The sequence below is a fragment of the Variovorax sp. OK605 genome (assembly GCF_900115445.1).
Classification (GTDB): domain Bacteria; phylum Pseudomonadota; class Gammaproteobacteria; order Burkholderiales; family Burkholderiaceae_C; genus Variovorax.
Genome location: NZ_FOWL01000014.1, coordinates 106,405 through 131,998, shown reverse-complemented (window position 1 = coordinate 131,998; position 25,594 = coordinate 106,405). Strand labels below are relative to the sequence as shown.

The 25,594-nt window shown below is 68.3% G+C and carries 28 protein-coding genes; 7 read left to right on the top strand and 21 right to left on the bottom strand.

What is annotated here, in order from left to right; all coding sequences use genetic code 11:
* Nucleotides 1-45: 45 nt before the first annotated feature.
* The 4 genes from BM013_RS30010 to BM013_RS29995 all read right to left on the bottom strand — a co-directional run bounded on the left by BM013_RS30010 (nt 46) and on the right by BM013_RS29995 (nt 1,748).
* Nucleotides 46-804: an SDR family oxidoreductase gene (locus BM013_RS30010; RefSeq protein ID WP_256221774.1), complete on the bottom strand. Its 759-nt coding sequence runs from the start codon at nt 802-804 to the stop codon at nt 46-48.
* Between the two features lie 2 nt (nt 805-806).
* Nucleotides 807-1,130 (bottom strand): hypothetical protein, encoded by a 324-nt coding sequence (locus BM013_RS41415; RefSeq protein WP_177225616.1) that lies wholly within the window; start codon nt 1,128-1,130, stop codon nt 807-809.
* 131 nt (nt 1,131-1,261) lie between these two features.
* A complete protein-coding gene (locus tag BM013_RS30000) occupies nt 1,262-1,462 on the bottom strand; it encodes a hypothetical protein (protein WP_093131899.1) in 201 nt (66 codons plus the stop codon).
* A gap of 31 nt (nt 1,463-1,493) precedes the next feature.
* Nucleotides 1,494-1,748: a hypothetical protein gene (locus tag BM013_RS29995; protein WP_093131897.1), complete on the bottom strand. Its 255-nt coding sequence runs from the start codon at nt 1,746-1,748 to the stop codon at nt 1,494-1,496.
* A 299-nt stretch (nt 1,749-2,047) separates the two neighbouring features.
* Here BM013_RS29995 and BM013_RS29990 point away from each other — a divergent pair, with 299 nt between their 5' ends.
* Complete coding sequence (locus BM013_RS29990; protein ID WP_093131895.1) at nt 2,048-2,269, top strand: hypothetical protein; 222 nt, start codon at nt 2,048-2,050, stop codon at nt 2,267-2,269.
* Between the two features lie 186 nt (nt 2,270-2,455).
* Here the strand turns inward: BM013_RS29990 and BM013_RS29985 are convergent, their stop codons facing one another.
* Nucleotides 2,456-3,142, bottom strand: coding sequence for a class I SAM-dependent methyltransferase (locus BM013_RS29985; RefSeq protein WP_093131893.1), 687 nt, complete (start codon nt 3,140-3,142; stop codon nt 2,456-2,458).
* A gap of 71 nt (nt 3,143-3,213) precedes the next feature.
* Nucleotides 3,214-5,034, bottom strand: coding sequence for an MOSC and FAD-binding oxidoreductase domain-containing protein (locus tag BM013_RS29980; RefSeq protein WP_093131891.1), 1,821 nt, complete (start codon nt 5,032-5,034; stop codon nt 3,214-3,216).
* A gap of 197 nt (nt 5,035-5,231) precedes the next feature.
* Here BM013_RS29980 and BM013_RS29975 point away from each other — a divergent pair, with 197 nt between their 5' ends.
* Both BM013_RS29975 and BM013_RS29970 read left to right on the top strand, forming a co-directional pair.
* Complete coding sequence (locus tag BM013_RS29975; protein ID WP_093131889.1) at nt 5,232-5,819, top strand: DNA-3-methyladenine glycosylase; 588 nt, start codon at nt 5,232-5,234, stop codon at nt 5,817-5,819.
* A 171-nt stretch (nt 5,820-5,990) separates the two neighbouring features.
* The gene (locus BM013_RS29970) at nt 5,991-6,818 is read left to right on the top strand and encodes an HDOD domain-containing protein (protein WP_093131887.1); all 828 of its coding nucleotides are present in this window, start codon (nt 5,991-5,993) and stop codon (nt 6,816-6,818) included.
* Nucleotides 6,819-6,857: 39 nt separating this feature from the next.
* On the opposite strand, the gene BM013_RS29965 is transcribed toward BM013_RS29970, so the two are convergent.
* Together BM013_RS29965 and BM013_RS29960 are read right to left on the bottom strand one after the other, a co-directional pair.
* A complete protein-coding gene (locus tag BM013_RS29965) occupies nt 6,858-7,388 on the bottom strand; it encodes a hypothetical protein (protein WP_143098408.1) in 531 nt (176 codons plus the stop codon).
* A 133-nt stretch (nt 7,389-7,521) separates the two neighbouring features.
* Complete coding sequence (locus BM013_RS29960; protein ID WP_093131883.1) at nt 7,522-8,445, bottom strand: LysR family transcriptional regulator; 924 nt, start codon at nt 8,443-8,445, stop codon at nt 7,522-7,524.
* Between the two features lie 101 nt (nt 8,446-8,546).
* Here BM013_RS29960 and BM013_RS29955 point away from each other — a divergent pair, with 101 nt between their 5' ends.
* Nucleotides 8,547-9,428, top strand: coding sequence for an SDR family oxidoreductase (locus BM013_RS29955; protein WP_093131996.1), 882 nt, complete (start codon nt 8,547-8,549; stop codon nt 9,426-9,428).
* A 13-nt stretch (nt 9,429-9,441) separates the two neighbouring features.
* Here the strand turns inward: BM013_RS29955 and BM013_RS29950 are convergent, their stop codons facing one another.
* Nucleotides 9,442-10,797, bottom strand: a complete 1,356-nt coding sequence (locus BM013_RS29950) for an NHL repeat-containing protein (protein ID WP_177225615.1) — start codon at nt 10,795-10,797, stop codon at nt 9,442-9,444.
* 308 nt (nt 10,798-11,105) lie between these two features.
* Between BM013_RS29950 and BM013_RS29945 the strand changes: the two genes are divergently transcribed.
* Together BM013_RS29945 and BM013_RS29940 are read left to right on the top strand one after the other, a co-directional pair.
* Nucleotides 11,106-11,330: a hypervirulence associated TUDOR domain-containing protein gene (locus BM013_RS29945; RefSeq protein WP_093131879.1), complete on the top strand. Its 225-nt coding sequence runs from the start codon at nt 11,106-11,108 to the stop codon at nt 11,328-11,330.
* A 5-nt stretch (nt 11,331-11,335) separates the two neighbouring features.
* Nucleotides 11,336-11,683, top strand: a complete 348-nt coding sequence (locus BM013_RS29940) for a DUF3140 domain-containing protein (RefSeq protein ID WP_093131877.1) — start codon at nt 11,336-11,338, stop codon at nt 11,681-11,683.
* A gap of 27 nt (nt 11,684-11,710) precedes the next feature.
* Here the strand turns inward: BM013_RS29940 and BM013_RS29935 are convergent, their stop codons facing one another.
* Nucleotides 11,711-12,043 (bottom strand): hypothetical protein, encoded by a 333-nt coding sequence (locus tag BM013_RS29935; protein WP_093131875.1) that lies wholly within the window; start codon nt 12,041-12,043, stop codon nt 11,711-11,713.
* Nucleotides 12,044-12,379: 336 nt separating this feature from the next.
* Nucleotides 12,380-13,105, bottom strand: coding sequence for a DUF4336 domain-containing protein (locus BM013_RS29930; protein WP_093131874.1), 726 nt, complete (start codon nt 13,103-13,105; stop codon nt 12,380-12,382).
* 259 nt (nt 13,106-13,364) lie between these two features.
* On the opposite strand from BM013_RS29930, the gene BM013_RS29925 reads away from it, so the two are divergent.
* Entirely contained in the window at nt 13,365-13,583 is a 219-nt protein-coding gene (locus tag BM013_RS29925; RefSeq protein WP_093131872.1) for a hypothetical protein, read from the top strand.
* A 29-nt stretch (nt 13,584-13,612) separates the two neighbouring features.
* Here the strand turns inward: BM013_RS29925 and BM013_RS29920 are convergent, their stop codons facing one another.
* The 10 genes from BM013_RS29920 to pcaB form a co-directional block, all read right to left on the bottom strand.
* Nucleotides 13,613-14,824, bottom strand: a complete 1,212-nt coding sequence (locus BM013_RS29920; RefSeq protein WP_093131870.1) for a DUF1501 domain-containing protein — start codon at nt 14,822-14,824, stop codon at nt 13,613-13,615.
* Between the two features lie 463 nt (nt 14,825-15,287).
* The gene (locus BM013_RS29910; protein ID WP_093131994.1) at nt 15,288-16,847 is read right to left on the bottom strand and encodes a DUF1800 domain-containing protein; all 1,560 of its coding nucleotides are present in this window, start codon (nt 16,845-16,847) and stop codon (nt 15,288-15,290) included.
* Between the two features lie 47 nt (nt 16,848-16,894).
* Nucleotides 16,895-17,365 (bottom strand): hypothetical protein, encoded by a 471-nt coding sequence (locus tag BM013_RS29905; RefSeq protein WP_093131866.1) that lies wholly within the window; start codon nt 17,363-17,365, stop codon nt 16,895-16,897.
* A 123-nt stretch (nt 17,366-17,488) separates the two neighbouring features.
* The gene (locus BM013_RS29900) at nt 17,489-18,178 is read right to left on the bottom strand and encodes a DsbA family oxidoreductase (RefSeq protein ID WP_093131864.1); all 690 of its coding nucleotides are present in this window, start codon (nt 18,176-18,178) and stop codon (nt 17,489-17,491) included.
* Between the two features lie 110 nt (nt 18,179-18,288).
* Nucleotides 18,289-19,698, bottom strand: a complete 1,410-nt coding sequence (locus tag BM013_RS29895) for an MFS transporter (RefSeq protein WP_093131862.1) — start codon at nt 19,696-19,698, stop codon at nt 18,289-18,291.
* Nucleotides 19,699-19,745: 47 nt separating this feature from the next.
* Complete coding sequence (locus BM013_RS29890) at nt 19,746-21,665, bottom strand: bifunctional sugar phosphate isomerase/epimerase/4-hydroxyphenylpyruvate dioxygenase family protein (protein WP_093131860.1); 1,920 nt, start codon at nt 21,663-21,665, stop codon at nt 19,746-19,748.
* 132 nt (nt 21,666-21,797) lie between these two features.
* Nucleotides 21,798-22,562: an alpha/beta fold hydrolase gene (locus BM013_RS29885; RefSeq protein ID WP_093131858.1), complete on the bottom strand. Its 765-nt coding sequence runs from the start codon at nt 22,560-22,562 to the stop codon at nt 21,798-21,800.
* A complete protein-coding gene (locus BM013_RS29880; protein ID WP_371281205.1) occupies nt 22,559-23,752 on the bottom strand; it encodes an MFS transporter in 1,194 nt (397 codons plus the stop codon). Before BM013_RS29880 ends, BM013_RS29885 begins: the two co-directional genes overlap by 4 nt.
* A gap of 50 nt (nt 23,753-23,802) precedes the next feature.
* Complete coding sequence (locus BM013_RS29875) at nt 23,803-24,267, bottom strand: carboxymuconolactone decarboxylase family protein (protein ID WP_093131854.1); 465 nt, start codon at nt 24,265-24,267, stop codon at nt 23,803-23,805.
* The gene (pcaB, locus tag BM013_RS29870; protein WP_093131852.1) at nt 24,264-25,496 is read right to left on the bottom strand and encodes a 3-carboxy-cis,cis-muconate cycloisomerase; all 1,233 of its coding nucleotides are present in this window, start codon (nt 25,494-25,496) and stop codon (nt 24,264-24,266) included. Before pcaB ends, BM013_RS29875 begins: the two co-directional genes overlap by 4 nt.
* Nucleotides 25,497-25,594 lie beyond the last annotated feature (98 nt).

The window sequence follows — 25,594 nt, the reverse complement described above, 5'->3', positions numbered from 1 at the left end:
CGACAGCCGGCACGCCCGATCTCGGCGACTCCGGCTGCCGCGCCTTCAACCCGGATTCATGGCGGCAAAGGTGGCCTCGTAGCGGCCGTCTCGCTCGGCCCAGCGCCGGGCCTTGTCGCGTTCGACCAATACCTCGCCCCGCTCATGCGCGCCTTGCGCGAGCAATGCCATGACCTCGGCGACATACACGGCCACAGGCATCGCGCGCGGGTCGCCCGCCTGCTGCTCGCCGGTGAGTTCGGTCTGGACGTACGGCGGTGCCAGCTCGAGCACTTCGACGGGCACCTTGCGCAGCTGATGACGCAGCGACTGCAGCCAGGAGTGCAAGAACGCCTTGCTCGCGCAATAGGTCGGGAAGTCGGCACGGGGCACGAACGCAAGGTTGGAGCTGGTCGCCATGACCGTGGCGTGCGCCTGGCGCTTCAGCATCGGCAGGAACGCCGCCACGACCTGCAGCACGCCCATGATGTTGGTCTGCACCAGCGCTTGTGCGGCCGATGCGGCCGATGCGTCCCAACCGTCCGCCGCCATGTCTTCCGCGCGCGAGATGCCGGCGTTGGCGACCAGCATGTTGAGTTGCGGGTAGCGCGCGCGAACCTCGGTGGCGAGGTCTTGCAAGGAAGCAGGCGCGTCGAGGTCGAGCGGCAGGCCGACCAGGCCGGGCCGGGCCGCCGCGATCTCGTCGAGCAGCGCTTGCCGCCGCCCGGTGACGATGACGCGGTTGCCCAGGTCGTGAAAGGCTTCGGCGAGCGCGCGGCCGATGCCGCTGCTGCCGCCGGTGATGAGGATGGTGTTGCCGGTCATGTTCATGGTTCATTGCCCTTTGAGTTGCGTCTTTCCCGCAGGCGGTCGAACACCGCCTGCATGTGCAAGGTCTTGATCTGCCTTGCGGCATCGAAATGGAGAGTGGGTTGCGCACGCAAAGGGGGCGCGCGGCTGGGCGGGCAATGCGTGTGCGCGTCGTTCAGGTCATCGCGTGGTGCGAGCGACGGCGCGCCGGGCAGGGCGCCGGGTAGAGCGCCGGGTAGAGCGCCGGGTAGAGCGCCGGGTAGAGCGCCAGCCAGAGCGCCAGGCGCGATGAACCGGAAGGGAGCGGTGCCGATGAGTGCGGCGTAAAGATGCGTCGTCATGCCAAAAGCGTTCTTGCATCGAGAAATTCCCTGCTGGGATCCTCTCGACAAAGGACGCGTTGGATGACGGTAACGCCTACGGTAGCGGCGAAGAAGCTGCTACGGGGCCGGATGTTAACCGGCGCGGCCCTTCAACGCCAGTGCATTTGCGTCAGCTCCTTCAACGCGAGAAAACCGTCCTCCAGCGCAAGGTCGAACTCGGGGAAACTCTTCGGCGAGTGTGCGACCTGCACATCGATGATGTCCGTCTCCTTGCGCTCCAGGAGCGTCCAGGAAAACGCGTGAGGTTCGAGCTCGTCGACGATGACGCGAAGCTGGCTTGCCGGGACCATGGCGCCTCCGGAGTGCGGCCGCGGCGCGGCTTCAGTGGGCGGCCAGGACGTGTGCCTGGTAGGACACGTCCAGCAGCTTGCCCTTGCGCGCGTAGTAACGATCGAGCCGCCACTCCTTCAACACCTCGATCGCCAGGCCGAAGGTGCCGAGGCTCAGCGTGTAGAGGCTGGAAAGAGGAAATTCGTCCCCGGATTCCAAGGCCAGAACGAGTCGCGCGAGGACCAGCGATTCGTTGCCGTCCGGATCGGACGTGATGATCCGGCGTGCTTCCTTGATTGCGTTCATGCGAGCCCCTCGTTGAGGTCCATCGCGTGCGGTCACAGTGGCGAGATGCAGCCTTGGCCAACCGGGTTGTTGGGGCGCTGTACGTCGTCTGCCTTTGCTTTGGACGCGAAACACCGCGTTGTGCGGGTGTGAAATCCAGTCTAGCACCGAGGGCCCGGCAAGGGAACTTGCTTCGGCAAGGCGCCACATCACAGACCGCACAGACCGGCGAGGCTACAAACTGCGACAGCATTTTTCCGGCAGACGCGTATAAGCCCGAAGCTCGGTGACCCCTCCTCTTTTGGCCGAAGGAATTCCTCATGTCCAGACATCTGTTTCAGCTGCAACATCTCTTCGTGAAGCTGCGAGACCGCTACGGCGACAGCGACCACGCCGTCTGCGAACTCGGTGCCCAACTCCAGGCACTGGAAGTCATCGAAGCGAAGGAGAAGGAAACGCGCGTCGACACTCGCCAGCTGCTGGCTGCCGGACAGTTCAGGGCGAATCGCAGCGCCTCTTCGGGCGCGCCCCGGCTGTTGTGAGGCGCGAGCGTCGCGGCGCACTTCACCTCACCTCACCTCACCTCACCTCGGCGACTTCAGGTCGGCCTTCGTGCCGCGACAGAACTGCTGTGAGCCCGGTTCTTCGATGACTGCCATCGGCTCACCGTTGCAGCGATTGTTGAGCGGCCGGCCATGGCCGCATGCTCACGCATCACGCATCACGCATCACGCGTAGGCAACCCAGCCCCTGAACGTGAAGCCCACGTAGAAGAGGCGCACGTCGCTGAAGCCGGCCTCGCGCAGGATGGCTTCGTCTTGCGCGGGCGACAGGATCGTCAGGTCCTTCTCGACCTTCTCGCGGGTGGCGGCCGCCTGCCGCGGATCGGAACCCGATGCGGTGAGGAAGGCGGCGTAGCGGTTCATCCAGACTTCGCGTTCGCCCTCGCCATCTTCCACGCTGAGATGCGCGACGACGAACGGCGCGCCCGGCTTCAGGCGGCGATGGATTTCCCCGGCCGTCGACAGCCGCTGCTCGAGCGGCACGAAGTGGAAGGTCAGAAGGCACGTGGCGCCGTCGAAAGGCCCGGCCGGCGCATCGTGCACATAGCCTTCGTGCAAGGCCACGCGCGACATCAGTGGGCCGAGCCTGTGGGTTGCGAGTTCGAGCATCGGCGCGCTGGGGTCGACGCCGTCGACCTGCCATTGCGGGTTGGCCAGCGCAAGGTCTTCCAGCTCCAGCCCGCCACCGGCGCCGACCACCAGCACGCGGCCATCCCGGGGCACGCGCTCGGCCAGCAGGATGCGCGTCATCGGCAACAGGCCGCTGTACCCAGGCACGTTGCGCTTCGGGCCCTCCGCATATCTGGCGACCGCGTCGGAGGTACTGAAGGCGCTGTGAGAGGTGTTGGTCATCCAACGATGATGGCATGGGGCCTTGGCACTGGAATGTCCGAGGGGCTTCGAGAAATCATCGGCGGCATCGATCAGATGTCGATGACCACATCGCCCTGCGGCCGGGCGCAGCAGAGCAGCACGTTGCCTTGCGCCGGCGGGTCGAGCGGCTCGGGTTGATAGTCGACGCCGCCCGAGACCAATCCGCTCTCGCAGTTGTGGCACACGCCCGTGCGGCACGACCAGCGCACGGGCACGTCGCACGCCTCCGCCAGCTCGAGCAGGCTCTGGTCCTGTGAAGGTCGCCAGCGAACGCTGATGCCGCTGCGTGCAAACGAAACCAGCGGGCCCGTGCCGGGCGCGCCCTCGGGCCGATGCGGCGCGCGCACTTCTGACGCGATCACGCCGGGCATCATCGAAGGGCCGCCGGCAAACACCTCGGAATGGATGCGCTGCGCACGCACGCCCCAGGCCGCAAGGCCCTTCACGGCGTCGCCGAGAAAGCCCGATGGCCCGCAGAGGTAGAAGTCGCTGCTGCGCGGCACGTGCAGCGCGTCGAGCGCTTCCACCGCGAAGCGGCCTGCCGTGTCGTAGGCATGCACCTTGTCATGTGCGTCGCCATGTGCGTCGTCATGTGCGTCGTCATGCGCCGCCAGGTCGTCCGCATCGGGCCTGCTGTACCAGACGTGGCTGCGCCCGTGCGCCAGTCCGGCGACCAGTTGCCGCGCCTCCTCGCCGAACGAATGCGTCTTGCCGTCGCGTGCGCCGTGCAGCCACCAGACCTCCCGCGCCGAAGCGCTTTCCGCCATGGCGTGCAGCATGGCCAGCACCGGCGTGGCACCGATGCCGGCGCTCAGCAAAACCACCGGCCCCTGCCCCTGCGCCGGCTGCAGCACGAAGGCGCCCCTGGGTTCGCTGACGTCGATGACGTCGCCCACGGCAATGCGGCCGTGCAGGTAGCGCCCCGCGGCACCGTCCGGCTCGATCTTCACGCTGATGCGATAGCGCCCGCCAGAGAACGACCCCGACAGCGAGTAGCTGCGAAACAGCAGCGGCCCGTCGGGCTTCGGCCGCAAGCGGAGCACGACGAACTGGCCCGCGAGCGGCTTCGTGAGCGCCGCCCCGTCCTTGGGTTCCAGCGTGAAGGAGATCACGTCCGCGCACTCGCGGTCGATCCGCGCAACCCGCAGCGGCCTGAAGCCCGGCGCTGCCGTGCGCGCACCCGCACCCGCGACCAGCCCCGCGTTGCCCGTGGCGCCTGGATGCTCGAGCTGGCTTCGAACCAGCTCCTCGAAGGACCATCGCCAGCCGGGCGACAGCGCGGTGATCCGCAGCGCCTTCTCGAGCCGCTCGCGCGGATGGTGGGGCGAGTACAGCAAGGCATTGACCTCGGCGACGGTCATGCGCTCGGGCCCGCGCGCCACCGTGACGATCTCGTCGTCGGCACCGACTTCGCCCTCCTCCAGAACGCGCAGGTAGAAGCCGGGCCGCCCGCTCGACGTCAGCAGCGCCGCCATGCGCGGCTCGTTGGTGCGAATGCCGACGCGGTAGCAGGTGACCCGCGGCTGGGTCACTTCGAACAGCGCGCTTCCTATGCGGTAGCGGTCGCCGATGCAGACCTCGTCGTCGGGCAGGCCCTCGATGGTGAAGTTCTCGCCGAACTGCCCGTGCGTGAAATCGCTGCGGCCCAGCTGTTGCTCCCAGTGCCGGTACGACCCGGCCTGGTAGACGAAGACCGCGCGCTGCTCGCCCCCGTGGCCGCCAAGATCGCCCTGGCCGTCGCCTTCGACGTTGAGGCGGTTGACCCGCCGGCGGCCCTGCACGGGCGCTTTCCAGATGCCGGTGTGCACGGTCTTGCCGCGCCACTCGATGTCGCGTGGAAGACCGACGTTGACGGAAATCAATCGGGCCATTGAAATGCCTCCGGGTTTCAGCGCCTCGTTGCGTCGCAAGGCACATGGCGCAGGGCGGCGTGGCGACGTGGCGGCGCCGGCATCTGTCCAAAGACAGACGAAGCCGTAAGGATGCCGGAGGTGCCGGGGTGTGGCAAATGGGCCAGCCCACGGCGGACACCCGAACATCCGCGCACCCGCGCACCTATCATCCGGCGATGGCAACGCCCGGTGCGCTCATCCACGCAGAGATCGACTTCGCAGCGCCGTCGCTCGACGTGGCCAGGCGCCTGATCGGCGTCACCTTGCTGGTCGACGGCGTCGGCGGGCGCATCGTCGAGACCGAGGCCTACGACCCCGACGAGCCGGCCTCGCACGCCTTCAACGGCCGCACCGAACGCAATGCGACCTTGTTCGGGCCGCCGGGCTGCGCCTACGTCTACCGCTCGTACGGCATCCACTGGTGCCTGAACTTCGTCTGCCGCGAGACCGGGCATGCGTCCGGCGTGCTCATTCGCGCGCTCGAGCCCACCCACGCCCTGGACCGCATGCGCGAGCGGCGCGGGCTGGCCGACGCGCGCCTGCTGTGCGCGGGCCCCGGCCGCGTGGGACAGGCGCTGGCCATCGACCGGAGCTTCGATGGCATGCGCCTCGATGTGGCGCCTTTCGCGTTGCTCGCGGCGCCTCATGACCCGCCGCGCCCGGACGTGGTCGAGGGACCGCGCATCGGCATCTCGAAGGCCGTGGACATGCCGTGGCGTTTCGGGGAGCGGAACTCGCGGTTCCTGAGCAAGCCTTTCGCGTGAGCTCGCTGTTCAATACCGCGGGTTTCGCCCTGCCCCGCCGTGCATCGGCCTGCCGGCGCATCACTCCCACCGGAATCCGTAGAAATGACGGATTCCCTCCGATCAAGGGTTTACTAAACCGCGCGCTGGAGGAGAATCTTTCGCATACCAAGGCAATACAACCACAACGCCATGACACTCGACGACCTCTTTGCCAATGACGAGTCGCTGCCCACCGTTCCGAAGGTGGTGTCCGACCTGATCGAGATGATGCGCGACGAGGAGGTGTCCTTCGCGGACATCGCGCATCGCATCGAGCTCGACCAGGTGCTCGCGGCCAAGGTGCTGCAGATGGTCAACTCGCCCTTCTTCGGGGTTCCGCGCAAGATCTCGTCGATCCAGGGCGCGATCCTGATGCTCGGCCTGTCCGCCATCCGGTCGTTCGTCGTGAGTTCGGGTTTGTCCGGAACCTTCCGCAAAGTGGAAGGCGTGGACCTCCCGGACTTCTGGGCCCACAGCCTGCGCGTGGCGTCGGTCGCACGGTACCTGGCTTCCAAGACCCGGCGCGTCGACCCCAACCTGGCGTTCACCGCGGGCAGCATGCACGCCATCGGCCACCTGCTCATGGCGCAGGCCATGCCCCGGCGCATGGCCGCGCTGAATGCCATTCACCCCTTCGAGGCGCTGGGGCGCGCGCAACTCGAGCTTGTCGAGTTCGGTTATCACTACGGCGACGTGAGCGCCTCGCTCGCGCAGCGCTGGGACTTCGCTTCGAACCTGGCCGGTGCAATGGCAAGCTTCGTGAATCCCGCGAAGGCTGAACGTGTGGACGCCCTGGGCGGCGTGCTTCACCTGGCCGTGTGGCGCGTGGCCCTGGAGCGCCAGGGCATGGACCTGAGCAACATCGCCGGCTTCTGGCCCAGCCAGCCCGCGATGGCCGTCGGCATCACCGAGAACATCGTGCAGCAGATGCCGGCGCCGCGCGTGCTTGCGGCGGAGGTCGAGTCGATGATTGCCTGATGTGGTGCGGCCCCTCGAGGGGCCGCGGCCGAAGCCGCATCACTTCGATTCAAGCTTCTGCTGCGTCAACTGGAAGTAGTGCCAGACGTTGTCTTCCGGGCCGTTCCTCAGACGCTTCTCCACCTTGATCTGCGGCCAGATGTCCATGCGATTGGCGCCTACGTGGAAAGTTGGAATTTCTTTCCCCGGATAGAGCGCGCTCTGGGTGGACCACGTACCACCGTACTTGCGCTTCAAGACCTCGGCGATGTAAGACCCGAAGGTATACGACATCAAGCGAATTTCCTGGTCCGACGGCGACGCGAGCTTTCGCGTCGGGTCGTTCGCGCTCGCCTGCACGACCTCGTGCAGCTTGCCCAGTTGCTGCTCCACGATTTCAACGCTGCCTAGTGAGTAGTCTAGGCTGATCCCCGATCCGGCAGCCAACTGGACAGCGCGGGCTGCCCCGGCCGTCATGGCCTCGTCCATTGACTTGAATTCAACCGCGCTCGGTTGCGGATCGCTTGCACGTTGCGCAGTGGCCGCGACCGGCAGCAGTGCCGTTGCGGCACACAAGATCAGATATTTCATCAAAGTCCTCCCTCCGTAGCATTTCTATTGGTGGCGTCCAAGGCCTCTTGCGCGGCCCGGCTTCTTCATGTCGCTCCTTATTTTGCCAAGGCGCGGCAGATCCGATGCAGCACGCATGCGGCGGATACTCCGTTCACGTCGAACGGGCCACCACCTCCCTCACCACCCCCAGAAACGCCCTGAGCCCCGCCGGCACATGCCGGTGCCCCGGGTAGTAGATGCACTGCCCCGCAAAGGCCGGCGACCAGTCTTTCAGCACCTCGACCAGGCGGCCGTCGGCGATGTACGGCGCGGCCTCGTACGCGCTGGTCCACGCGATGCCCGCGCCCTCCAGTGCGGCCGCGATCATCAGGTGGTGGTTGTCCAGCGTGAGCGGCCCTTCGGCGTCGATCGACACGCGCTTGCCCTTCTTCGCGAAGTCCCACTTGTAGAGGCCGCCGCTGGCGAAGCGCGTGCGGATGCAGTCGTGCGCCGCCAGGTCGGCGGGCGTGCGCGGCTTCTTGCGGCCTGCGAAGTAGGCCGGCGACGCGACCGTGGCGAAGCGCAGCGGCGGCGTGCAGGGCACGGCGATCATGTCTTCGGGCACGCCGTCGGCCGCGCGAATGCCCGCGTCGAAGCCCTGCGCCACGATGTCGACGAAGCGGCCCTCGGTGACGATGTCGACGCGCATGTCGGGGTAGCGGCGCATGAACTCGAGCACCATCGGCGCCAGCACCATGTGCGCCGCCGCCTCGGAGGCATTGAGCCGCAGCGTGCCGGTGGGCGTGTCGCGGAATTCGTTGGTCGCCTCCATGGCCGCGGAGATTTCACGCAGCGCGGGCTGCACGCGCGCCAGGAACTGCTCGCCCGCCTCCGACAGCGCCACGCTGCGCGTGGTGCGGTTGAACAGGCGCACGCCCATGCGCTGCTCCAGCGCCGCAATGGCATGGCTCAGCGCCGAAGGCGACAGGCCCAGCTCGGCGGCCGCGCGCCGGAAGCTGCGGTGCGTGGACACGGCCACCACCGCGTTCAGTTCGAACAGGCCGGCCTTGCCGGCCGTCTTGTGGGTCTTGGGCATTGTTCTGATTCCTGCATCTCTTCATGCGAGATTGGGTGGATTGTTTCATCAGTCGGGCCGCCTTAACTTCGTTGCTCGACAACGAAAAGGCTTCCTTCACCATGACTTCCCCCTCTTCCTCTTCCTCTTCCTCTTCCTCCTCCTCGTCCTCTCCCTCCGCCAAGACCGTGCTCATCACCGGCGCCTCCACCGGCTTCGGCCAATCGACCGCGCAGCTGTTCGCACAGCGCGGCTGGAACGTGATCGCCACCATGCGCGAGCCGGCCGCGGGCGCCGCGCTGGCCGCACTGAACAACGTGCTCGTCACCCGCCTCGACGTGCAGGACCTGCCCAGCATCGACGCGGCCATTGCGCAAGGCATCGCGCGCTTCGGCCGCATCGACGCGCTGGTCAACAACGCGGGCTTCGGCCTTTTCGGCGTGTTCGAGGGCTTCTCGCGTGACAAGGTGCGCCAGCAGTTCGACGTGAACGTGTTCGGCGTGATGGACGTCACGCGCGCCTTGCTGCCGCACCTGCGCGCCAACGGCGCGGGCACCGTCGTCAACGTGAGTTCGGGCGCGGGCGTGTTCGGCCTGCCGATGATCTCGCTGTACACCGCGAGCAAGTTCGCGCTCGAAGGGTTCTCGGAATCGCTGGCGTACGAGCTGCGCTCGCAAGGCATCGCGGTGAAGATCGTCGAGCCGGGCGGCGTGGTCGAGACCGGCTTCGGCAACCGCTCGGCGTCGGAGGCCTCGCAGGCCTCCGCGCCCGCCGGCTACGAGGGCTTCGTGAACGGCGCGCTGAAGGTGTTCGACGGCCTGCGCTCGGCGCGCCTGGCCACCTCGCACGACGTGGCGCAGGTGATCTTCGATGCGGCGAGCGACGGCACCGACCGGCTGCGCTACGTGGCGACGAAGGACATCGAGCCGCTGGTGAAGGCGCGGCGCGAGACCTCGGAGGACGCGTACATCGCGCTGATGCGCTCGACCTTCTCGATCGGCTGAGCGCAGGCGGGGCTCAGGGTGCGCGAACCGGCTCGACCTTGCGGATCACGCTGTTCTGGGTGTCGGCCACGTACAGCGCGCCGCCCGCATCCACCGCGATCCCCAGGGGCTGCCCGAACCTGGCGGCCTTGCCGATGCCGTCTTGCGCGCCCGTCTGAAACGCCACGCCGGCGAGCGTGGAAACCTCGCCTGCCAGCGTGATCCTGCGCAGCACGCTGCTGCCTGGCTCGGCCACGTAGACATTGCCGTCGACGTCCAGCGCCAGCGCGGCCGGGAAGGCGAAAGTCGCCGAGTTGCGAGGGCCGTCGGCCGAGCCGATCAGGCCCGTTCCGGCAAACGTGGAGACCACGCGGTCGGGTGTGATCTTGCGGATGCGGCTGTTGGCGGCGTCGGCAACGTAGAGGTTGCCGGCCACGTCCAGCGCAAGGCCGAAGGGCTGGTTGAATCTTGCGTTGTCTCCCGTGCCCTCGGCAAAGCCGGACATCCCCGCCTTTCCGGCGAAGGTGCTCACATCGCCGTCGGGCGTGATCTTGCGAATGACAGCCGCGACCACCTCAGCCACGTAGACGTTTCCGGCGGCGTCCACAGCCACCGATACGGGCGCATTGAATGTCGCGGCTGTGCGGTAGCCATCGAGCGAACTGGCGGTGCCGTTGCCGGCGAAGGTGGTCACCTCGCCCGCGGGGCTGATCTTTCGGATGCGGTTGCCCGAGGAATCCGCAACATAGGAATTTCCCGCGGCATCCATCGCGACACCGATCGGGCCGTCGAACGTGGCGGCACTGCCGTTGCCGTCCTGCGAGGTGGGGGCGCCACCACCGCCGGCAAAGAATGCGACATCCCGGGCGGAAGAGATCTTTCGCAGGAGACCGCTGATGCCATCCGTGACGAGCAGGCCGCCGCTCTTGGCGAGGGCGACGCCGGCCGGGGCGCTGAACGATGCGGCGGCGCCGTTGCCGTCGGCAGCGCCGACAGTGCCAGCCGTCCCGGCGAAGGTGGACACCTGCGCCACCGCCGCCGAGCAGGCCACCGCCACGTCGGCAACATCGGCCGCGGCATTGCCGTTGCCCTTGGTCACGGTGCAGAACTGCCACAACGGCTGGGCGCGCACGCTGACCTCATAGGCCGTGCCTTCGACAAGCGCGGTGGCAAAGCTGAACTTGCCGTCGGCCGAGAGCTTCAGGTCGTCGCCCGCGTTGTTCTGCAGCACGAGGCTGCCGGTCAGGCCGGTGACGCTGCCGCCGACCGTGTGCGTCACGACAGGCGCAGGGGCCGGGGCAGCGGGCGGCACGACGATCGGCAGGAAGCCCGAGCCACCGCCGCCGCCACCTCCGCCGCAGGAAGCCAGCACCAGGATCGCACCGGCCACGGCGCCGCAGCGCACCTGAAAACTCATTCGACTGGAAAACATCAATGCCCTCTTGTTTTGCTGATGGGTGAAGAAACCCGCACCTCACTGCACCTTGTGCAAAGCATGGAGATAAGTTTCATATTGTTGATTTTTGTTATCTATTTGTTTTTTTGCCATCGCTGAAATTGGGTATATGACCGCGTGCGCGCTGGCGGCCGGAGCGCGCCCGACCCTGGCCACAAAGCGGCATGGACCTACACCGGCTGCGCTGGGTGCGCATAGCTTCATTTCACGCAACGTCGTGCGCGAACCATGGAGCAGCAGCAATGGAAACCAGACCCAAAGCGGGTGACGCCGTCGATTGGAAGACGTCGCAAGGCGAGACCACGGGCAAGGTGGTTCGCAAGGTGACGAAGACCGCCCACGTCAAAGGCCACACGGCCAAAGCCTCGAACGCCGAGCCCCAGTACGAGGTGAAGAGCGACAAGAGCGGCAAACGCGCGATTCACAAGGCCTCCGCGCTCCAGCGGCATGCCGGCGGCAAGGGGTGACCCGCATGTCGGCACAGGCACAGGACACCCATGAGGCGGTGCGCGACTTCAAGGCGGCGGTGAACATGACACCCGCGCAACTCGAACACTGGCTCGCCGAAGAACACTCGCGCGAGGTCGGCTTCAAGGGCCGCGGCGGCCGGGAGTCCGTCGGACACAGGTCAGGCCGCAGGATCGTGCGCCTGCTCAAGAAGCCGCAAGGCGACCTGACGCCTGGCGACGTCGCGCACATGCGCAAGGTCGTCGGCTACGTGCATCGGCACCTGGCGCAGCGGCCCGAAGGCGACGTGCGTGAAACCCCCTGGCGCTATTCGTTGATGAACTGGGGGCACGACCCGGTGCGCAAGTCCTGACCTGCCGTTCGGGCCAGTGGGGCAGTGCTAGTCCCGCTGGTCCGTCAGCGCCTCGCACTGGCTCTCGATGCGGGCATGAAGCAGGGCCAGCGACACCGCGAGAAAGCGCTGCAGCGCGCTGCGCTGGCATGCGTCGAAAAGCGGCGCGGGGTCTGCATCGGACAGCGCCGCGTCGCGCCGGTCTTCATCCCACGCGAGCAACTGGGCCAGCGTGTGCGCGCCCTGCACGGCATCGCGTGCGTCGTTGAGGAATGCGGCGCGGCTTTGCCGTGAAGGATCGAGCCGCTCGCCCGGGACCCATTCGAAGGGCTTGAACTGGGCGGTGGGGCGATAAGGCGCGTCTGTAGAAGCGTGGGCCATGGGCCTCCGAGGATGTCGATTTGCAAAAACCGACGCCCTCGACGCCAATCGGGGGCGGCAGCTCGAACAGGTTGGCGTACCGGGACATCCTTGCGGAAACCGGCAGGGCGTGAGCCCTCCCGTTCGAGCCGCCTAAAAAGGAGCACGAACGAAAAAGCCGCAGACCTGTGCGGTGACTGCGGCTTTCGTCGCAGGATGTCAGCGGGACGCCAATCCCGGCCCCGCTCATCACGAGGCAGGGGCAATGTACGCGTTCTGTGGAGAGGCAGTCAAGTCGAGGCCGGGGCAAAGCAGATCGGCGCCGCGTCGGTCGGCCAGCGCATCGCTTCTCGCGGGTCAGTCGGCCACTTCGCCCGCAATTCTCTCCAGCACCTCGCGCGGCCGGTCCGTGATCACATCGCCATGGCTCACGACGATGCGCACCAGGCCCGGCTCGGCCGCCCACGCGCGCATGGCTGCCGCGGTCGCCGCATGGTCCTTCACGAACATCTTCTCGCCCACCCATGGCATCTGCGGCTCCTTCACACCGAAGCCCATGAGGCGCGCCATCACCTTCGCGCCCAAGCCGTCGGGGTGGTGCACGTTGGCGATGATGTCGTTGACGACCAGCGAGGTGCCGTCGGAGCGCCGGACGATGAGCGCCGCTTCTTTTTCTTCGACGCCCGGCACGGTGAGGAATGCCACGCTCGGGTCGCCGAGCACGTCGGTGGTCGCATCCACGGGCACGGCCTCGGACACCGCCTCTCGCGCGCCCGGCGGGCAGACGACCTGCGCGGCCGGATAGCGCCGCTTCCAGGCCTTGACGTCGAGGCGGTGCGCAATGCCGGGCACGATCAGGAACGCCACCGGGCCCATCGCTTCGAGTTGCTCCATCTCCCGCTCACGAAGCGGAATGGCGCTCCACACGGCGAGCCGGCGGTCCTGCAAGGTGAGCACGGTCATCCGGCGCGGGAAATGGCCGAGCGGCATGTCGATTTCACCGGCCACGGTGTGCAAGCCCTCGCCCAGCATTTCGAGCGGGCCGTGCTTGCCGACCTTCCATTCGTCGTTGAGTCTGGACATGTGGGTACCTCCGGCATGCAGGGCGGTTGAATGATGCGGTGCGCTGACACGATGCAACGTGAACCTGCGGCTCGCACCCGAGCGCCGGTCGCCTGCGCAAGATCGTGTAGGAGACCTGATGCCCTTCAACGCGCATGACGCGCTCACGGCGAGCCGCCGGCCGGTCCGTGCCAAACTCCGGCTCACGCCCCGCCGTTCACCTTGAACCAGGCATTCGTGGCCGCACATTCACGCCAGAGAGCCAACCCGTAGAACCCACATGAAGACCATCGACGAGATGCTGAATCTCGACTTGCTTACCGCCGAGCAGCACCATGAGATCGGCGCGTGGATCGCGCGCGCCAATTCGCCCGAGGAAATCCTGAAGATGCCGGCGTCGCTCTGGCAGGCCGTGGAGCGCGCCAGCGAGGTCATGGGCATCGACGAAGACCTGACGCGCCCGCCTTCACTCGACGCCGGCGGCGCCGACCTCGGCTAGCGCGGCGGGCCTGCGCGTCACGCGGGCTGTCACACCAGCCGCAGGTCCTTCGGCGCCACCCCGTCGAACACCCGCGCCAGCTGCCCCGCCGACAGCCCGTACATGCGCTGGAACAACCCGCCGAACACCGCGCGGTATTCGTTGAGCACCGGATAGTCGCGGTTCTGGAACAGCGTGGCCTGCGTGAGCGCCTGCTGCTCGCCCACCACGCGCCCGCCGACCTGCGCGGAGAGCCCGCCACCGAGCACCCAGTACACCGTGCCGTGCCCGTGGTCCGTGCCGCGGTTGCCGTTCTCGCGGAAGGTGCGGCCGAACTCGCTGATGACGACCACCACGGTCTGGCGCCATGCGTCGTCGCCCATCTCCTGCGCGAAGCCGGCCACGCCGCGGCCCAGTTCTTCAAAACGGTTGGCAAGGTAGCCGCTTGCGGCGCCCTGCCCCACGTGCGTGTCCCAGCCGCCGACATCGACAAAGCCGAGGTCGAAGCGGTCGCGCATCAGCAGCGCCATGCGGCGCGCCACGAGTTCGAAGCCTTTCGCCGTCATGGCGTTGCGGCTGGCCGCGTCCATCTCGGCCTGCACGGCGCGCATGACCTCGTCGCGCACCTGGAAGCCTTCGGCCACCGGCTGCGCCAGTGCCGTGTTGCGGTACATGGCCGCGATGACCTGGCTCTGCCGCGCATCGATGCCCGAGCGCGCATTGCCAGCCAGCGCCATGTTGGCCGCCTTGGCGTCGCCGCGCATCGAGATCGGCAACTGGTCGGTGAAGGCGATGGGCGACACGTCGGTGATGGGCCCCGCGCCGAGCACGCCGGCCAGCCGGTTGAGAAAACCCGAGCGGTAGTCGCGGCGCTTGTCGAGCGCCTGGCCGAGCTCGATGGAGTCCTGCGTCTCGAAGTGGCTGCGCGTGAGGTCGTCGGTGCCGGCAAAGGCGATGAACGCGGCCTGCTTCTGCTGGAAGAGCGGCATCACGCTCTGCGCCAGGGCCGGGTGCAGGCCCCAGTTGCCGTCGAGCGGCAGCGCGCCGTTGGGCGTGCCGGGGCGTGCGATGGCGATGTTGGGACGCGAGGCGTAGTAGAAGTCGCTGGAGGTCGGCACGAGCAGGCTGGTGCTGTCGTACGCGCCGCGCAGGAACACGACCAGCAGCTTGGCACCTTCGGCCGCGGGCGCGGCCATCAGCTGGCCCGCGGCGCCTGCGAAGGGGGCTGCGGCCATGAGTTTCAAGAGGTCTCTGCGTTGCATCACGATGTCCTTTCTTCTGACTTGCGCCTTCCGCCTTTTGGGGGAAGGTTGAGATGGGGGCAAGCGGTGCTTGTTTTGAAGCAGTGCTTCATCGAGCGCCGCTTGCCCCCACCCCTGCCCTCCCCCGGAAGGGGAGGGAGAAAAACCAAGAACCACGCCCCATGGCGCTCCCTGCCTTGCTCCTTCCCCTCCCGGGGGAAGGCTGGGATGGGGGCAAGCGGTGCTTGCTTTTGCAGCAGCGCTTCATCGAGCGCCGCTTGCCCCCACCCCTGCCCTCCCCCGGAAGGGGTGGGAGAAAAACCAAGAACCACGCCCCATGGCGCTCCCTGTCTTGCTCCTTCCCCTTCCGGGGGAAGGCTGGGATGGGGGCAAGCGGCGCTTGCTTCACAACAGCGCTTCATCGACCGCCGCTTGCCCCCGCCCCTGCCCTCCCCCCAGCAGGGGAGGGAAAAAAACCAGAACCTCAGCGGCGCATCAGCTCCGGCGACGCCAGCAGGAAGGTATTCCACTCCTGCGGATTCTTCGCCTGCGCCAGCGCCTCGCGCGTGTCCGCGCTCAGGCCGCCCTGCATCGCTCGCACCGCGTGCGACTCGGCCAGTTGCGGAAACGCGGGCTTCTCCAAAGGCGCCTTGTCGTCCGCGCGGAACAGCACCGCGCCGTTCGCGCCGATGGCGCGCGCGATCTCGAAGCGCGTGTTCATCTGCCCCGCGCTCGCCCATGCGGCTTCGTTGAGCGGGTAGCCGTCGGGCGTCTCGTGGCCGTACAGCGGCTCGCCCATGCGGTTGATCCAGTTGAGCATCGGGTTCACGTTGAGCACCACGCGCTCGTCGTACGCGAGCCGCACGCCGGCCATCACGTAGTGCACCGGATCGCGAAACTTGTGGCCCAGCGACGCGGCGAACTCGGGCGACTCGAACAGCGCCTTCAGCGTGACGGCAATGTCGCCGTCGCTGCGCGTGAAGGCCGCGGCCATGCGCTCGACCAGTGCCTGCGGCGGCTCGTCGGAGACGAAGTACACGGCGAGCTTGCGCGAGACGAAGCGCGCGGTGGCCGGCGCGCGTGCCAGGCGGTCGAGCGCTTCGTCGGCCTCGGCCAGGCCGCGGCTTCGAATGGGCTCGCCCATCAGCGTCTTCGGCCCGTAGTCGTGCCGGTTCGGGTTGAACTCGAAGAGGCCCTTGCGCACGTAGTCGGCACGCAGCGCGGGGCGCACGTTGGGCGGCGGTGCATCCAGCGGCTGCATGCTCACGCCCACGCCGGTGAGCACGCGCGCCAGCTCCTGCACGTCGGCCTGCGAATAGCCGCTGCCCACGCCCATGGTGTGCAGCTCCATCAGCTCGCGCGCGTAGTTTTCGTTGATGCGGTTGCCGGCGTTCTGTGCGTTGTCGAGGTAGCGCAGCATCGCGGGGTGGTGCAGCGTGGCGCCGAGCAGGTCGCGGAACTTGCCGAGCGCATGCGGCCGAATCGCGTTCTCTTCGTAGTCGCCCACCATCGCGCGGATGTTGTCCTTGCGCAGGTTGACGTTGAAGTGGTTCATCCAGAACCAGGTCATCTGCTCCTGCAGCTGGTTGGGCGAGTACAGCGCGCGCAGCACGAAGCGCGTCTGCGCCTCGCGTGCAAGGTTGTTGAGTTGCTGCTGGTAGGCCTGGCGCGCGGCCTTCTTCTGGTCTTCGTCGGGCAGCGCATCGGCGGCCTTGCGTTGCGCGTCGAGCGCGGTCACGAGTTGGTCGAGCGGCGTGCGCGAGATGGCCATGGCGTCGATCTGCGCTTGCGCCGCGGGGGGCAGCGGCACAGCACGCGGGTTGAGCTGGTCGCGCATCCACAGCGACAGGCCGCGCCGCGACAGTTGCGCGTCGCTGCTGGCGTTGGCACCCCAGCTCACGCGGTCGAGCCAGCGCAGGCGCGTGGCCTCGTTCAATGGCGTGGAGGGCAGCGACACCGACACCAGCGGTCGTCGCTCGCCTGGCGCGCCAGACATGCCGGCGCAGGCCGCAAGCAACGCCAGCGCGCAGGCACCGAGCGCCATCGACGCGCGGCGCACCGGGAAGACCGGGGCAGTGGCCGGCACCGTGCTCACTCCCTGCGCATGTCGTGGTGGCGCACGTCGCCGATGGCGTGTTGCGCGGTGTTCAGCGCCACGTCCACGTGCGCCAGGCCGCGCTGCTGGAACGGGCGCGAGCGCGGGTCGTCTTCTTCGCGCGCCACGTCGGAGCGCACCTTGCGCAGCAGGTCGACCGCCACGTGCAGGCGGCCTTCTCGCGGCAGCCATGCGTCGGTGGGCTCGCGCCATTCGACGGGCTTGCCGTCCAGCCATGCCGCATGCTGCAGGTCGCCGATGGCGGCGTGGATCTCGTCGACCACCACCTGCTCGTCGCGCGAGACGCGGCCGTCTTCGGGCCGGCGGTGCGTCACCTGCCACTCGGCGGTGCGCAGGTCGGACAAGGCATGCAGATAGAACGGATGCTTGCCGTATTCGTCGGCCAGCGCGGGCAGCGAAGCCGCGGCCAGGATGGCAAGCGCGGCAATGAGGCTTTTCTTCTTCATCTTCGGGGCTCCTGAGGGTGACAGCAATTCGAGGATGCCACCTCAACCGCTGAAACCCCTTGCCCGTTGACGCCCTTTACTTTCGTAACGCTGCGCAAAGACGGCGCCCGTGCGCCACCCAGGTCAGGCTACCGACAGGCTCGACGGTGCAGCGCCGGCAATCTGGCGCAGCGCGCGCTCGAACACTTCGACGGGCTGGCCGCCGGAGATCAGGTGCTGGTCGTTGATGATGATCGCGGGCACCGAGTGGATGCCGGCGTCGGTGTACATGCGCTCGCGGTCGCGCGTGTCCTGCGCGAACTCGTCGCTGTTCAGGATCTCGCGGGCGCGGGCCGCGTCGAGCCCCGCTTCGGTGGCCGCGCGCACCAGCACCTCGGGGTCCGAGGGGTTCTGGCTGTCGGTGAAGTAGGCCTTCAGCAGCAGCTTCTTCAGCGCGGCCTGCTTGGCGGGGCTTTCGAGCTCGGCCCAATGCAGCAGGCGGTGGGCGTTGAAGGTGTTGTAGACGCGGGGACGGCCTGCGGGGCTGAACTCGAAGCCGACGGCGGCGCCGCGCTGGCGGATCATTTCGCGCGACTGGGCCTGTTGCTCGAGGGTGGAACCGTACTTCTGGTTCAGGTGCTCGAAGGTGTCCTGGCCTTCGGCGGGCATCTGCGGGTTCAGCTCGAAGGGCTGGAAGTGCAGCTCCGCGGTGACGTCGGGCGCCACCTTCTTCAGTGCCGCCTCGAGCGCGCCCAAGCCCACGGCGCACCAGGGGCAGGACACATCGGAGACGAAGTCGATCTTGAGGTGCGAGGGAGAAGCAGAAGAGGTCATGGCGCCATTCTTCACGGCGCCACAACCCTTGGTGCGCGAAAGGTCTTCAGCCTTTCGCGCTTCTTCCGCTTTCTTCAGCTTTCTTCGGTTCTCTTCAGTTCACCGCCGCCTCAGGCCACGGCCTTGCTCATGCGCGCGGTGGCCAGCGTCTGCTCGCGCAGGCGGTCGTATTCCTGCTTGTCGACCGGCACGGCGTCGGGCTTGCCCAGGTCCTTCATGTGCACGCGGTAGGTTTCGCGTGCGGTCATGGCCGCCAGGGCCGCCAGGATGGTCACGGCGAAGGTGATGGCGCCCACGGTGAGCCACACGTTGGTCGAGCCGGGAGGCGCCACGGCGGCGAACAGGGCCGGCAGCAGCGCGGTGATGGTGGTGCCCACGTTCTGCGAGATGGCCATGGCCGACACGCGGTTGCGGGTGCGGAACAGCTCGGGGTAGAAGCTCGGGAAGGTGGCGTTGTAGCCCTGGTACACGATGCCCCACATCAGCAGCGACATGCACACGGCCAGCGGCACGTTCTTGATGCTGATGGCGTACAGGTAGGCAAACGACAGCAGGCCCGATGCCAGCGCACCCACGATGATCGGCGGGCGGCGGCCGATGCGGTCCGACAGGTTGCCCACGTACGGGATCACGATCACGGCCAGGATGTTGCCCAGCACGGGGATCCACAGGTACACGTCTTTCTGGAAGCCGATGCCGTAGGCGGCCTGCACGGCATAGGCCGCGCCGAACACGGTGGCCACCACCGGAATCACGTTCATCAGCGCCATGCAGACCACGCGCAGCATGTCGCCCCAGCTGTCGGTGAAGGCCTGCACGATCGGCGCCTTGGCGGTTTCGCCCTTCTGGTCGACTTCGGCGAAGGCCGGGGTCTCGTCGACTTCGCGGCGGATGATGTAGCCGGCCACGATGACCAGGAAGCTCAGCAGGAACGGAATGCGCCAGCCCCACGAGTTGAACGCGTCCTCGGGCATGTAGTGCGCCAGCGGCAGGAACACGGCGGCCGCCAGGATCTGGCCGGCCTGCACGCCCTGCAGCGTGAAGCTCGCGAAGAAGCCGCGGCGACCGAACGGGGCGTGCTCGAGAATCATCGAGCTCGCGCCCGAGATTTCACCGGCCACCGCAAAGCCCTGGATCAGGCGCAGCAGCACCAGCAGCGCGGGGGCCAGCAGGCCGACCTGGTCGTAGGTCGGCAGCAGGCCGACGGCCACGGTGGAGAAACCCATCAGGAACATGCACAGCACCAGCACCTGCTTGCGGCCGTGGGTGTCCCCCCAGTGGCCGAGCACGAAGGCGCCGATGGGGCGCGCGACGTAGCCCACGCCGTAGGTCGCGAGCGACGCGATGATGGCGGTCTTGGGGTCGCCCTTGGGGAAGAAGATCTGCGGAAAGATCAGCGCCGCCGCGGTGGCGTAGATGAAGAAGTCGTAGTACTCCAGCGCCGAGCCGATCCAGCCGCTTGCCGCGGCCTTCTTCGACTGGTGCCTGCCTTGCGGCTCATGGGCTGTGTTGTTGGCCATGTGTTGTCTCCAGTGTTGACGGGTAAGTAATCAGAAAACCCAACGGATCAATCCTGCGCCTGGGAAGCCATGCGCGCCGGTGCATTGAGGGCACCGTACGCGTCGTAGTTGCCTACGCGTTGTGCGACCTCGAAGAACAGTCCACCCTCGAAACTCTCGGTATAGATGTGCAGGTAGTCGCCGGCCGGCGAGCGGTCGAACAGCACGCCCGCTTCGCGCATGCGCGCCAGCAGTTCGGGCGCGAGGTCGATGCGCGTGGCCAGGTCGTCGTAGTAGTTGTCCGAAATGGGCACGAAGCGCGTGCCGTTGGCGCGCAGCCTGGCGGCCGTGTCGAAGATGTCGGTGCAGCTCAGCGCGATGTGGTGCACCGCGCCGCCACCGGTCACGCTCAGCGTGCGCGCGGTGCGGGTGCGCTGGCTCAGCGACACGTTCAGCACCAGGCGCAGGCTGCGCTCGGCGTTGGCCACGCCGCGGCTGCGAATGAGGCCGAAGGGGTCGGCCAGCTCCAGGCTCTCGCCGGGCTCCAGCCCGAGCACGGCGCGCGTGAACAGCACCCAGGTGTCGAGCTGGTCGAGCGCCAGGCCCAGGGCCACGTGGTCGATGCGCTGCAGGCCCGCGTCGCCGGCCTCGGCGCCGCGGTCGTCGAGCACGAAGTCGGCCTCGTACAGGCCGTTGGCGCCCAGTGCCTCGGGCACGAAGTGAATCAGGTTGCCGCCCGGCGCCACGATGGCGGGCACGCGCAGCTCGTTCGGCCCCACCGGGCTGTCGTGCCGCTGCGAGCGCATGGCGGTGGCGCGGCCGACTGCCGCGAGCGGGTCGTCGCAGCGCACGCCCAGCGCGCACACCGAGGTGCCGTGCGCCTCGAAGCGCTGGCGCGCGAAGGAGTCGGGCTGCGCGTTCACGATCAGGTTGATGTCGCCCTGGCGGTACAGCGTCACGGCCTTGGAGCGGTGCTTGCCGATGCGGCGAAAGCCCAGCTGCTCGACCAGCGTGGCCAGCGTGGCGGCCGAGGCCTCGTCGGCCGCGAACTCGATGAACGACAGGCCCGAGAGCGCCGGTGCCGGCGGAGGGTTGAACAGCTCCACACGAAGGGGCTGCAGGGGCTGCACGGGATGCGGCGGTTGGGAAGACGTCGAAGGCTTTGCCGTGGCCATGCGCTCGCGCGCCTCGCTCTCCAGGTACAGCAGCGAGCGCATCGCGTCCACCGCGGTGCGGCGGTTCGGCGTCTCGCGGAAGATGTCGTTGAAGATTTCGAGCGACAGCGGCCCGGTGTAGCCCGCGCGCAGCACCTGCTCGAAGAAGCCGACGACGTCGAAGTCGCCCTGCCCCGGAAACGAGCGGTGGTGGCGCGCCCACTGCAGCACGTCCATCGCCAGCAGCGGCGCGTCGGCCATCTGCAGGAAGAAGATCTTGTCGCCCGGAATGCCGGCGATGCCGGCCGGGTCGTCCTTCAGCGAGAGGGTGTGGAAGCTGTCGAGGATCAGCCCCAGGTGCGCGTGGCCGGCCTGCTTCACGATGTCCCAGGCCTGGCCGTACAGCGAGGTGTGGCGGCCCCAGGCCAGCGCCTCGAAGCCCACGCGCAGGTTGCGGCGCGCGGCGCGCTCGGCCAGTTCGTGCAGCTGCGCGGCGGCCAGCGCGGGGTCGTTCACCGCGAGCGGCGAGGTGTTGGAGCAGCACAGCACCAGCGGCGCGCCCATGGCTTCCATCAGGTCGAACTTGCGTTCGGCGCGGTCCAGGCTGCGGCGGAACTGCGGCTCGGGCATGCCCTCGAAGTCGCGAAACGGCTGGTACAGGTCGATCGACAGGCCCAGGTCGCCCGTGATTCGGCGCAGTTCGGCGGCGGTGCCCTTGAAGTTGATGAAGTCGGCTTCGAACAGCTCGATGCCGTCGAAACCGGCGGCGGCGACGGCTTCGAGCTTCTGGCGAAGGGTGCCGCTGAGCGACACGGTGGCGATGGAGCGGTGCATGGGTGGACTTTAGAAACACCCGGCCCGTGCCACAATCTATTCAGGGGTCATTTGATCGATCATCGATCACGCGCGTTCATCATTCGTACGAAATACGGGATACACCTAGGGCCGCCGGCCGGCCCAGGCCCCTCAAAGACTGCGCCAGAAGTCGATCAGCAGCTGCGAGAACTCCACCGGCCGCTCCACGGCGCTCAGGTGCGCCGCGTCGATGGTGGCCAGCCGCGCGCCCGGAATGGCGGTGGCCATGGCCTCGGACATGGCCAGCGGCGTGGCCTCGTCCTGCAGCCCGCCGACCACCAGCGTGGGCACGGCGAAGCGGCGGTTGCTCTCGCGGAAGTCGATGGCGGCCACGGCGTTGCAGCTCTCGATGTAGCCCTGCGCGTCGGTGCGCACCAGCGTGTCGTGCAGCGCCTTGGCGGCGGCCGCGCCCTCGGGCGTGCCCACGTAGGCCGGCGTGAGCCAGCGCGCCACCGCGCCGGGCGCGACGGCGGCCACGCCCTTGGCGGCCACCGTCTCGGCGCGCGCGCGCCAGGGGGCCTGGTCGGGGTAGTGGGCGGCCGAATTGGCGATGACCACCGTCTTCAGCAGTTCGGGGTGGCGCACGGCCAGCGCCTGCGCGGTCATGCCGCCCATCGACAGGCCGACGAAGTGCACCGGCTCGCCGCCCGTCTCGCGCCGGATGAGCTCGGCCGCGTCCTGCGCCAGCGTCTCGATGCGCAGCGCGCCGGGCACCACCTCGGAGGCGCCGTGGTTGCGGTGGTCGTAGCGCAGCACGGTGTGGGCGCGCGCCAGCTGCGCGGCCACGCCGTCCCACATGTGCAGGTCGCACCCCAGCGCATGGCTGAGCACGACGAAGGGGCCTGAGCCCTCGCGAACGACGTTCAAACGGGTCATGGTGCGGGTTCCTTTGATGGAGGTGAAGGATGTGAAGGAGGTTGAGGGTGCTGCAGGCGCGGCAGCCAGAAGAACGCGATGGCCATCAGCACGCAGCCGGCCAGCAGCATCGGCAGGACCATGGGCCAGGCGCCGTTCGAATACTCGGTGTCGACGAAGCGCGCGGCCAGCTGGCCCACGCAGAACGCGACCATCATCATGCCGAAGCCCGACCACGACACGGCCCGCCCCGCCAGGTGCGGCAGGTCGCCCACGGCGCCGGCCTGCCCGCAGGGCTGGTGGATGCCGTGGCCCAGGCAGTACACCGCGTGGCCCACCAGCAGCGGCACCGCGCTCAGCGGCAGCAGCAGGCAGCCCAGCGCCTGGATCACCGGGCCCGCCAGGCTCAGCGAGGCGCCCAGGCGCACGGTGCGCACCGGCCCGTAGCGCCGCAGCAGCGTGCGGCACATGGTGGTGCTGAAGATGTAGACCAGCGAGCCGCCCGCCGGGATCCAGCCGTACCACGCGGGCGACCAGCCCAGGTAGCCGATGTAGACCATCGGCGACAGCAGCAGGAAGCAGAAAAGCCCGCCGTAGGTGGTGGCCGCCACCGAGGCCCAGGCGCGGAACGAGCGGCTGGCGAACACGGCGCGCGTGCTGCCGCGCGGCGCGGACGATTCACCCGTCAGCGGTTGCCGCGTTTCGCCGAACGCATGCCAGCACAGCGCGAACAGCACCGAGGCGTAGAGCGCCATCGCCACCATCACCCAGCGCCAGCCCGCGCCCTGCACCAGCCATGCGCCCAGCAGCGGCGCCGCCAGGCCGACCACGCCCAGCCCGGTGAGGCCGCGCGCCATCACGTGCGGGCCTTCGTGCGCGGGGTACAGGTCGCGCACGGCCGCGCGCGAGCACACGAGGATGGCCGCCATCGAGAAGCCCTGCAGCGTGCGCCAGCCCGCCAGCAGCGCCACGCTGCCCGCGAACGCGCCGCCCAGCGCCGCGACGGCGTAGCAGCCCAGCCCCGCCAGCAGCACCGGCCGGCGCCCGAAGCGGTCGGCCAGCGGGCCGCACAGCAGCTGCGCAAAGCCGAAGGCCAGCACGAACAGCGTCAGGCTGGTGCTGGCCGAGCCGAGCTCCTTCGCAATGGCGGGGAGCGCGGGAAGATAGCTGTCGGTGGCCACCGGCTGCGCCGCCAGCAGAAGCGGCAGCATCAGGGTGAAGCTGACGTCGAACCGGCCCTTCTTGCGGGCGTCCGGCGCGCTCACCTGGAGGCGGGCTGGGGTGATTGGGGTGCGGCCGCCGCCAGCAGGCCCTTCTCGCGCAGGATGCCGGTGGCAATGCCGAAGGCGTGGTTGGCCACCGGCACGCCGCAGTAGATGGCGGCCATCATGATCACTTCCTTGATGTCCTCGGGCGTCAGGCGCGACTCGGGCGGGCCGTCGAGCGCGGCGCGCACGTGCATAGCGAACTCCTCGTAGGCGTGGATGCCCAGCATCATCGACAGCACCATGTAGCGGCGCGTCTTGTCGCCCAGCGCGGGGCGGCCCCAGATGTCGTTCCACGCGTGGCACGTGATGAGTTCCTGGAACTCGGCGTTGAACTCGTTGCGGTTGGCGAGCGACTTGTCGACCCAGGCGTCGCCCAGCACGCGGCGGCGGTTCAGGAGGCCGGATTCGTAGCCGTCGGCCGGCACGTCGGGTGTTGCGGGAAATTCGGGGGCGGTCATTTCGAGGGTTCCTTGTGTTCTCTGTGTTCTTCGTGTTCGGTCAGCCGGGCCTGCAGCGCCTTCACTTCGGCGAGCGCGGTCTGCCCGGCGTTGTGCGCGAGCGCGGGGTCGAACCATTCGTCGGCCGCGTCGCGCGGGAGTTCGGCGCGCAGCCGGTCGATGTTGGCGCGCATGCGCGCGGCGTCCACCTGCAGGCCGGGCAACGCGCCCGCCATGGCGCGCACGCTGCCGTGCGCCGACATCAGCAGCTGGGGCCACTCGCCCAGCTCGGCCTGCCAGGCGCCGAGCGCGCGCTCGTGCTGTTGCGGCATGGCGCCGAGCAAGGCGGCCACGCGCTGCGGCGCGCGGTGCGCGGCGGCAATGGCCACCATCGAGGCCACCGGGTTGCGCTTGTGCGGCATGGCCGACGAGCCGCCACGCCCGGGCTCGCTGGGCTCGGCGACCTCGGCCACTTCGTACTGGCCGAGCAGCGCGATGTCGACCGCGATCTTGCCGAGGCTGCCCGTCATCAGGCCGAGCTCGCAGCCCAGCGCCACCCATTCGTCGCGCTGCGTGTGCCAGGTGGCGCCGGGGTCGCCCAGGCCCAGTTCCTTGGCCATGCGCTTGCGCACCGCCGCGCCCTGCCCCTTCATCTGCGCCAGCGTGCCGACGGCACCGCCCAGCTGCAGCTGCAGCGCGTGCCTTGCGGCCTCGCGCAGGCGGATGCGGCTGCGCACCAGCGGTGCGGCCCAGCCGGCGCACTTGAAGCCGAAGCTGGTCACGGAGGCCGGCTGCATCAGCGTGCGCGCGAGCATCGGCGTTTCGGCATGCGTGACGGCCAGGCGCAGCAGCGCGTCGGCGGCCTTGGCCAGGTCGGTCTCGACCAGCGCCACGGCCTCGCGCGTGACCAGCGCCATGGCGCTGTCGATCACGTCCTGGCTGGTGCTGCCGAAGTGCACGAACGGCGCGGCCTCCGCATTGAACAGGCCCACGGCTTCGCGCAGCGCCTTCACCAGCGGAATGGCAACGCTGCCGGCACGGCCGCTTTCGCGCACGATCTTGGCCACGTCGAACAGCTCGACCTTGCAGCTGCTCACGATCGAGTGGGCGGCGCTTTCGGGAATCAGCCCTTCGGCGGCCTGCGCGCGCGCCAGCGCGGCTTCGAAGCGCAGCATGGCGTCGACGAACGCGCGGTCGCTGAAGGCGCCCAGCGTTTCGGAGGTGGAGAGGAAGCCTTCGAAGATGCTCATGTCAGGTCTTTTTTCTTTCTCCCTCTCCCTTGGGGAGAGGGTTGGGGTGAGGGGCCGCAGCCTTCGCGAGGCCACGACCGGTGATGAGGCCGCCGGCC

Bases quoted from the DNA above. Each gene is read 5' to 3' on its own strand.
- BM013_RS30010 (WP_256221774.1), bottom strand. From the start codon at position 804: ATGACCGGCAACACCATCCTCATCACCGGCGGCAGCAGCGGCATCGGC.
- BM013_RS41415 (WP_177225616.1), bottom strand. From the start codon at position 1,130: ATGACGACGCATCTTTACGCCGCACTCATCGGCACCGCTCCCTTCCGG.
- BM013_RS30000 (WP_093131899.1), bottom strand. From the start codon at position 1,462: ATGGTCCCGGCAAGCCAGCTTCGCGTCATCGTCGACGAGCTCGAACCT.
- BM013_RS29995 (WP_093131897.1), bottom strand. From the start codon at position 1,748: ATGAACGCAATCAAGGAAGCACGCCGGATCATCACGTCCGATCCGGAC.
- BM013_RS29990 (WP_093131895.1), top strand. From the start codon at position 2,048: ATGTCCAGACATCTGTTTCAGCTGCAACATCTCTTCGTGAAGCTGCGA.
- BM013_RS29985 (WP_093131893.1), bottom strand. From the start codon at position 3,142: ATGACCAACACCTCTCACAGCGCCTTCAGTACCTCCGACGCGGTCGCC.
- BM013_RS29980 (WP_093131891.1), bottom strand. From the start codon at position 5,034: ATGGCCCGATTGATTTCCGTCAACGTCGGTCTTCCACGCGACATCGAG.
- BM013_RS29975 (WP_093131889.1), top strand. From the start codon at position 5,232: ATGGCAACGCCCGGTGCGCTCATCCACGCAGAGATCGACTTCGCAGCG.
- BM013_RS29970 (WP_093131887.1), top strand. From the start codon at position 5,991: ATGACACTCGACGACCTCTTTGCCAATGACGAGTCGCTGCCCACCGTT.
- BM013_RS29965 (WP_143098408.1), bottom strand. From the start codon at position 7,388: ATGAAATATCTGATCTTGTGTGCCGCAACGGCACTGCTGCCGGTCGCG.
- BM013_RS29960 (WP_093131883.1), bottom strand. From the start codon at position 8,445: ATGCCCAAGACCCACAAGACGGCCGGCAAGGCCGGCCTGTTCGAACTG.
- BM013_RS29955 (WP_093131996.1), top strand. From the start codon at position 8,547: ATGACTTCCCCCTCTTCCTCTTCCTCTTCCTCTTCCTCCTCCTCGTCC.
- BM013_RS29945 (WP_093131879.1), top strand. From the start codon at position 11,106: ATGGAAACCAGACCCAAAGCGGGTGACGCCGTCGATTGGAAGACGTCG.
- BM013_RS29940 (WP_093131877.1), top strand. From the start codon at position 11,336: ATGTCGGCACAGGCACAGGACACCCATGAGGCGGTGCGCGACTTCAAG.
- BM013_RS29935 (WP_093131875.1), bottom strand. From the start codon at position 12,043: ATGGCCCACGCTTCTACAGACGCGCCTTATCGCCCCACCGCCCAGTTC.
- BM013_RS29930 (WP_093131874.1), bottom strand. From the start codon at position 13,105: ATGTCCAGACTCAACGACGAATGGAAGGTCGGCAAGCACGGCCCGCTC.
- BM013_RS29925 (WP_093131872.1), top strand. From the start codon at position 13,365: ATGAAGACCATCGACGAGATGCTGAATCTCGACTTGCTTACCGCCGAG.
- BM013_RS29920 (WP_093131870.1), bottom strand. From the start codon at position 14,824: ATGCAACGCAGAGACCTCTTGAAACTCATGGCCGCAGCCCCCTTCGCA.
- BM013_RS29910 (WP_093131994.1), bottom strand. From the start codon at position 16,847: ATGGCGCTCGGTGCCTGCGCGCTGGCGTTGCTTGCGGCCTGCGCCGGC.
- BM013_RS29905 (WP_093131866.1), bottom strand. From the start codon at position 17,365: ATGAAGAAGAAAAGCCTCATTGCCGCGCTTGCCATCCTGGCCGCGGCT.
- BM013_RS29900 (WP_093131864.1), bottom strand. From the start codon at position 18,178: ATGACCTCTTCTGCTTCTCCCTCGCACCTCAAGATCGACTTCGTCTCC.
- BM013_RS29895 (WP_093131862.1), bottom strand. From the start codon at position 19,698: ATGGCCAACAACACAGCCCATGAGCCGCAAGGCAGGCACCAGTCGAAG.
- BM013_RS29890 (WP_093131860.1), bottom strand. From the start codon at position 21,665: ATGCACCGCTCCATCGCCACCGTGTCGCTCAGCGGCACCCTTCGCCAG.
- BM013_RS29885 (WP_093131858.1), bottom strand. From the start codon at position 22,562: ATGACCCGTTTGAACGTCGTTCGCGAGGGCTCAGGCCCCTTCGTCGTG.
- BM013_RS29880 (WP_371281205.1), bottom strand. From the start codon at position 23,752: ATGCTGCCGCTTCTGCTGGCGGCGCAGCCGGTGGCCACCGACAGCTAT.
- BM013_RS29875 (WP_093131854.1), bottom strand. From the start codon at position 24,267: ATGACCGCCCCCGAATTTCCCGCAACACCCGACGTGCCGGCCGACGGC.
- pcaB (WP_093131852.1), bottom strand. From the start codon at position 25,496: ATGAGCATCTTCGAAGGCTTCCTCTCCACCTCCGAAACGCTGGGCGCC.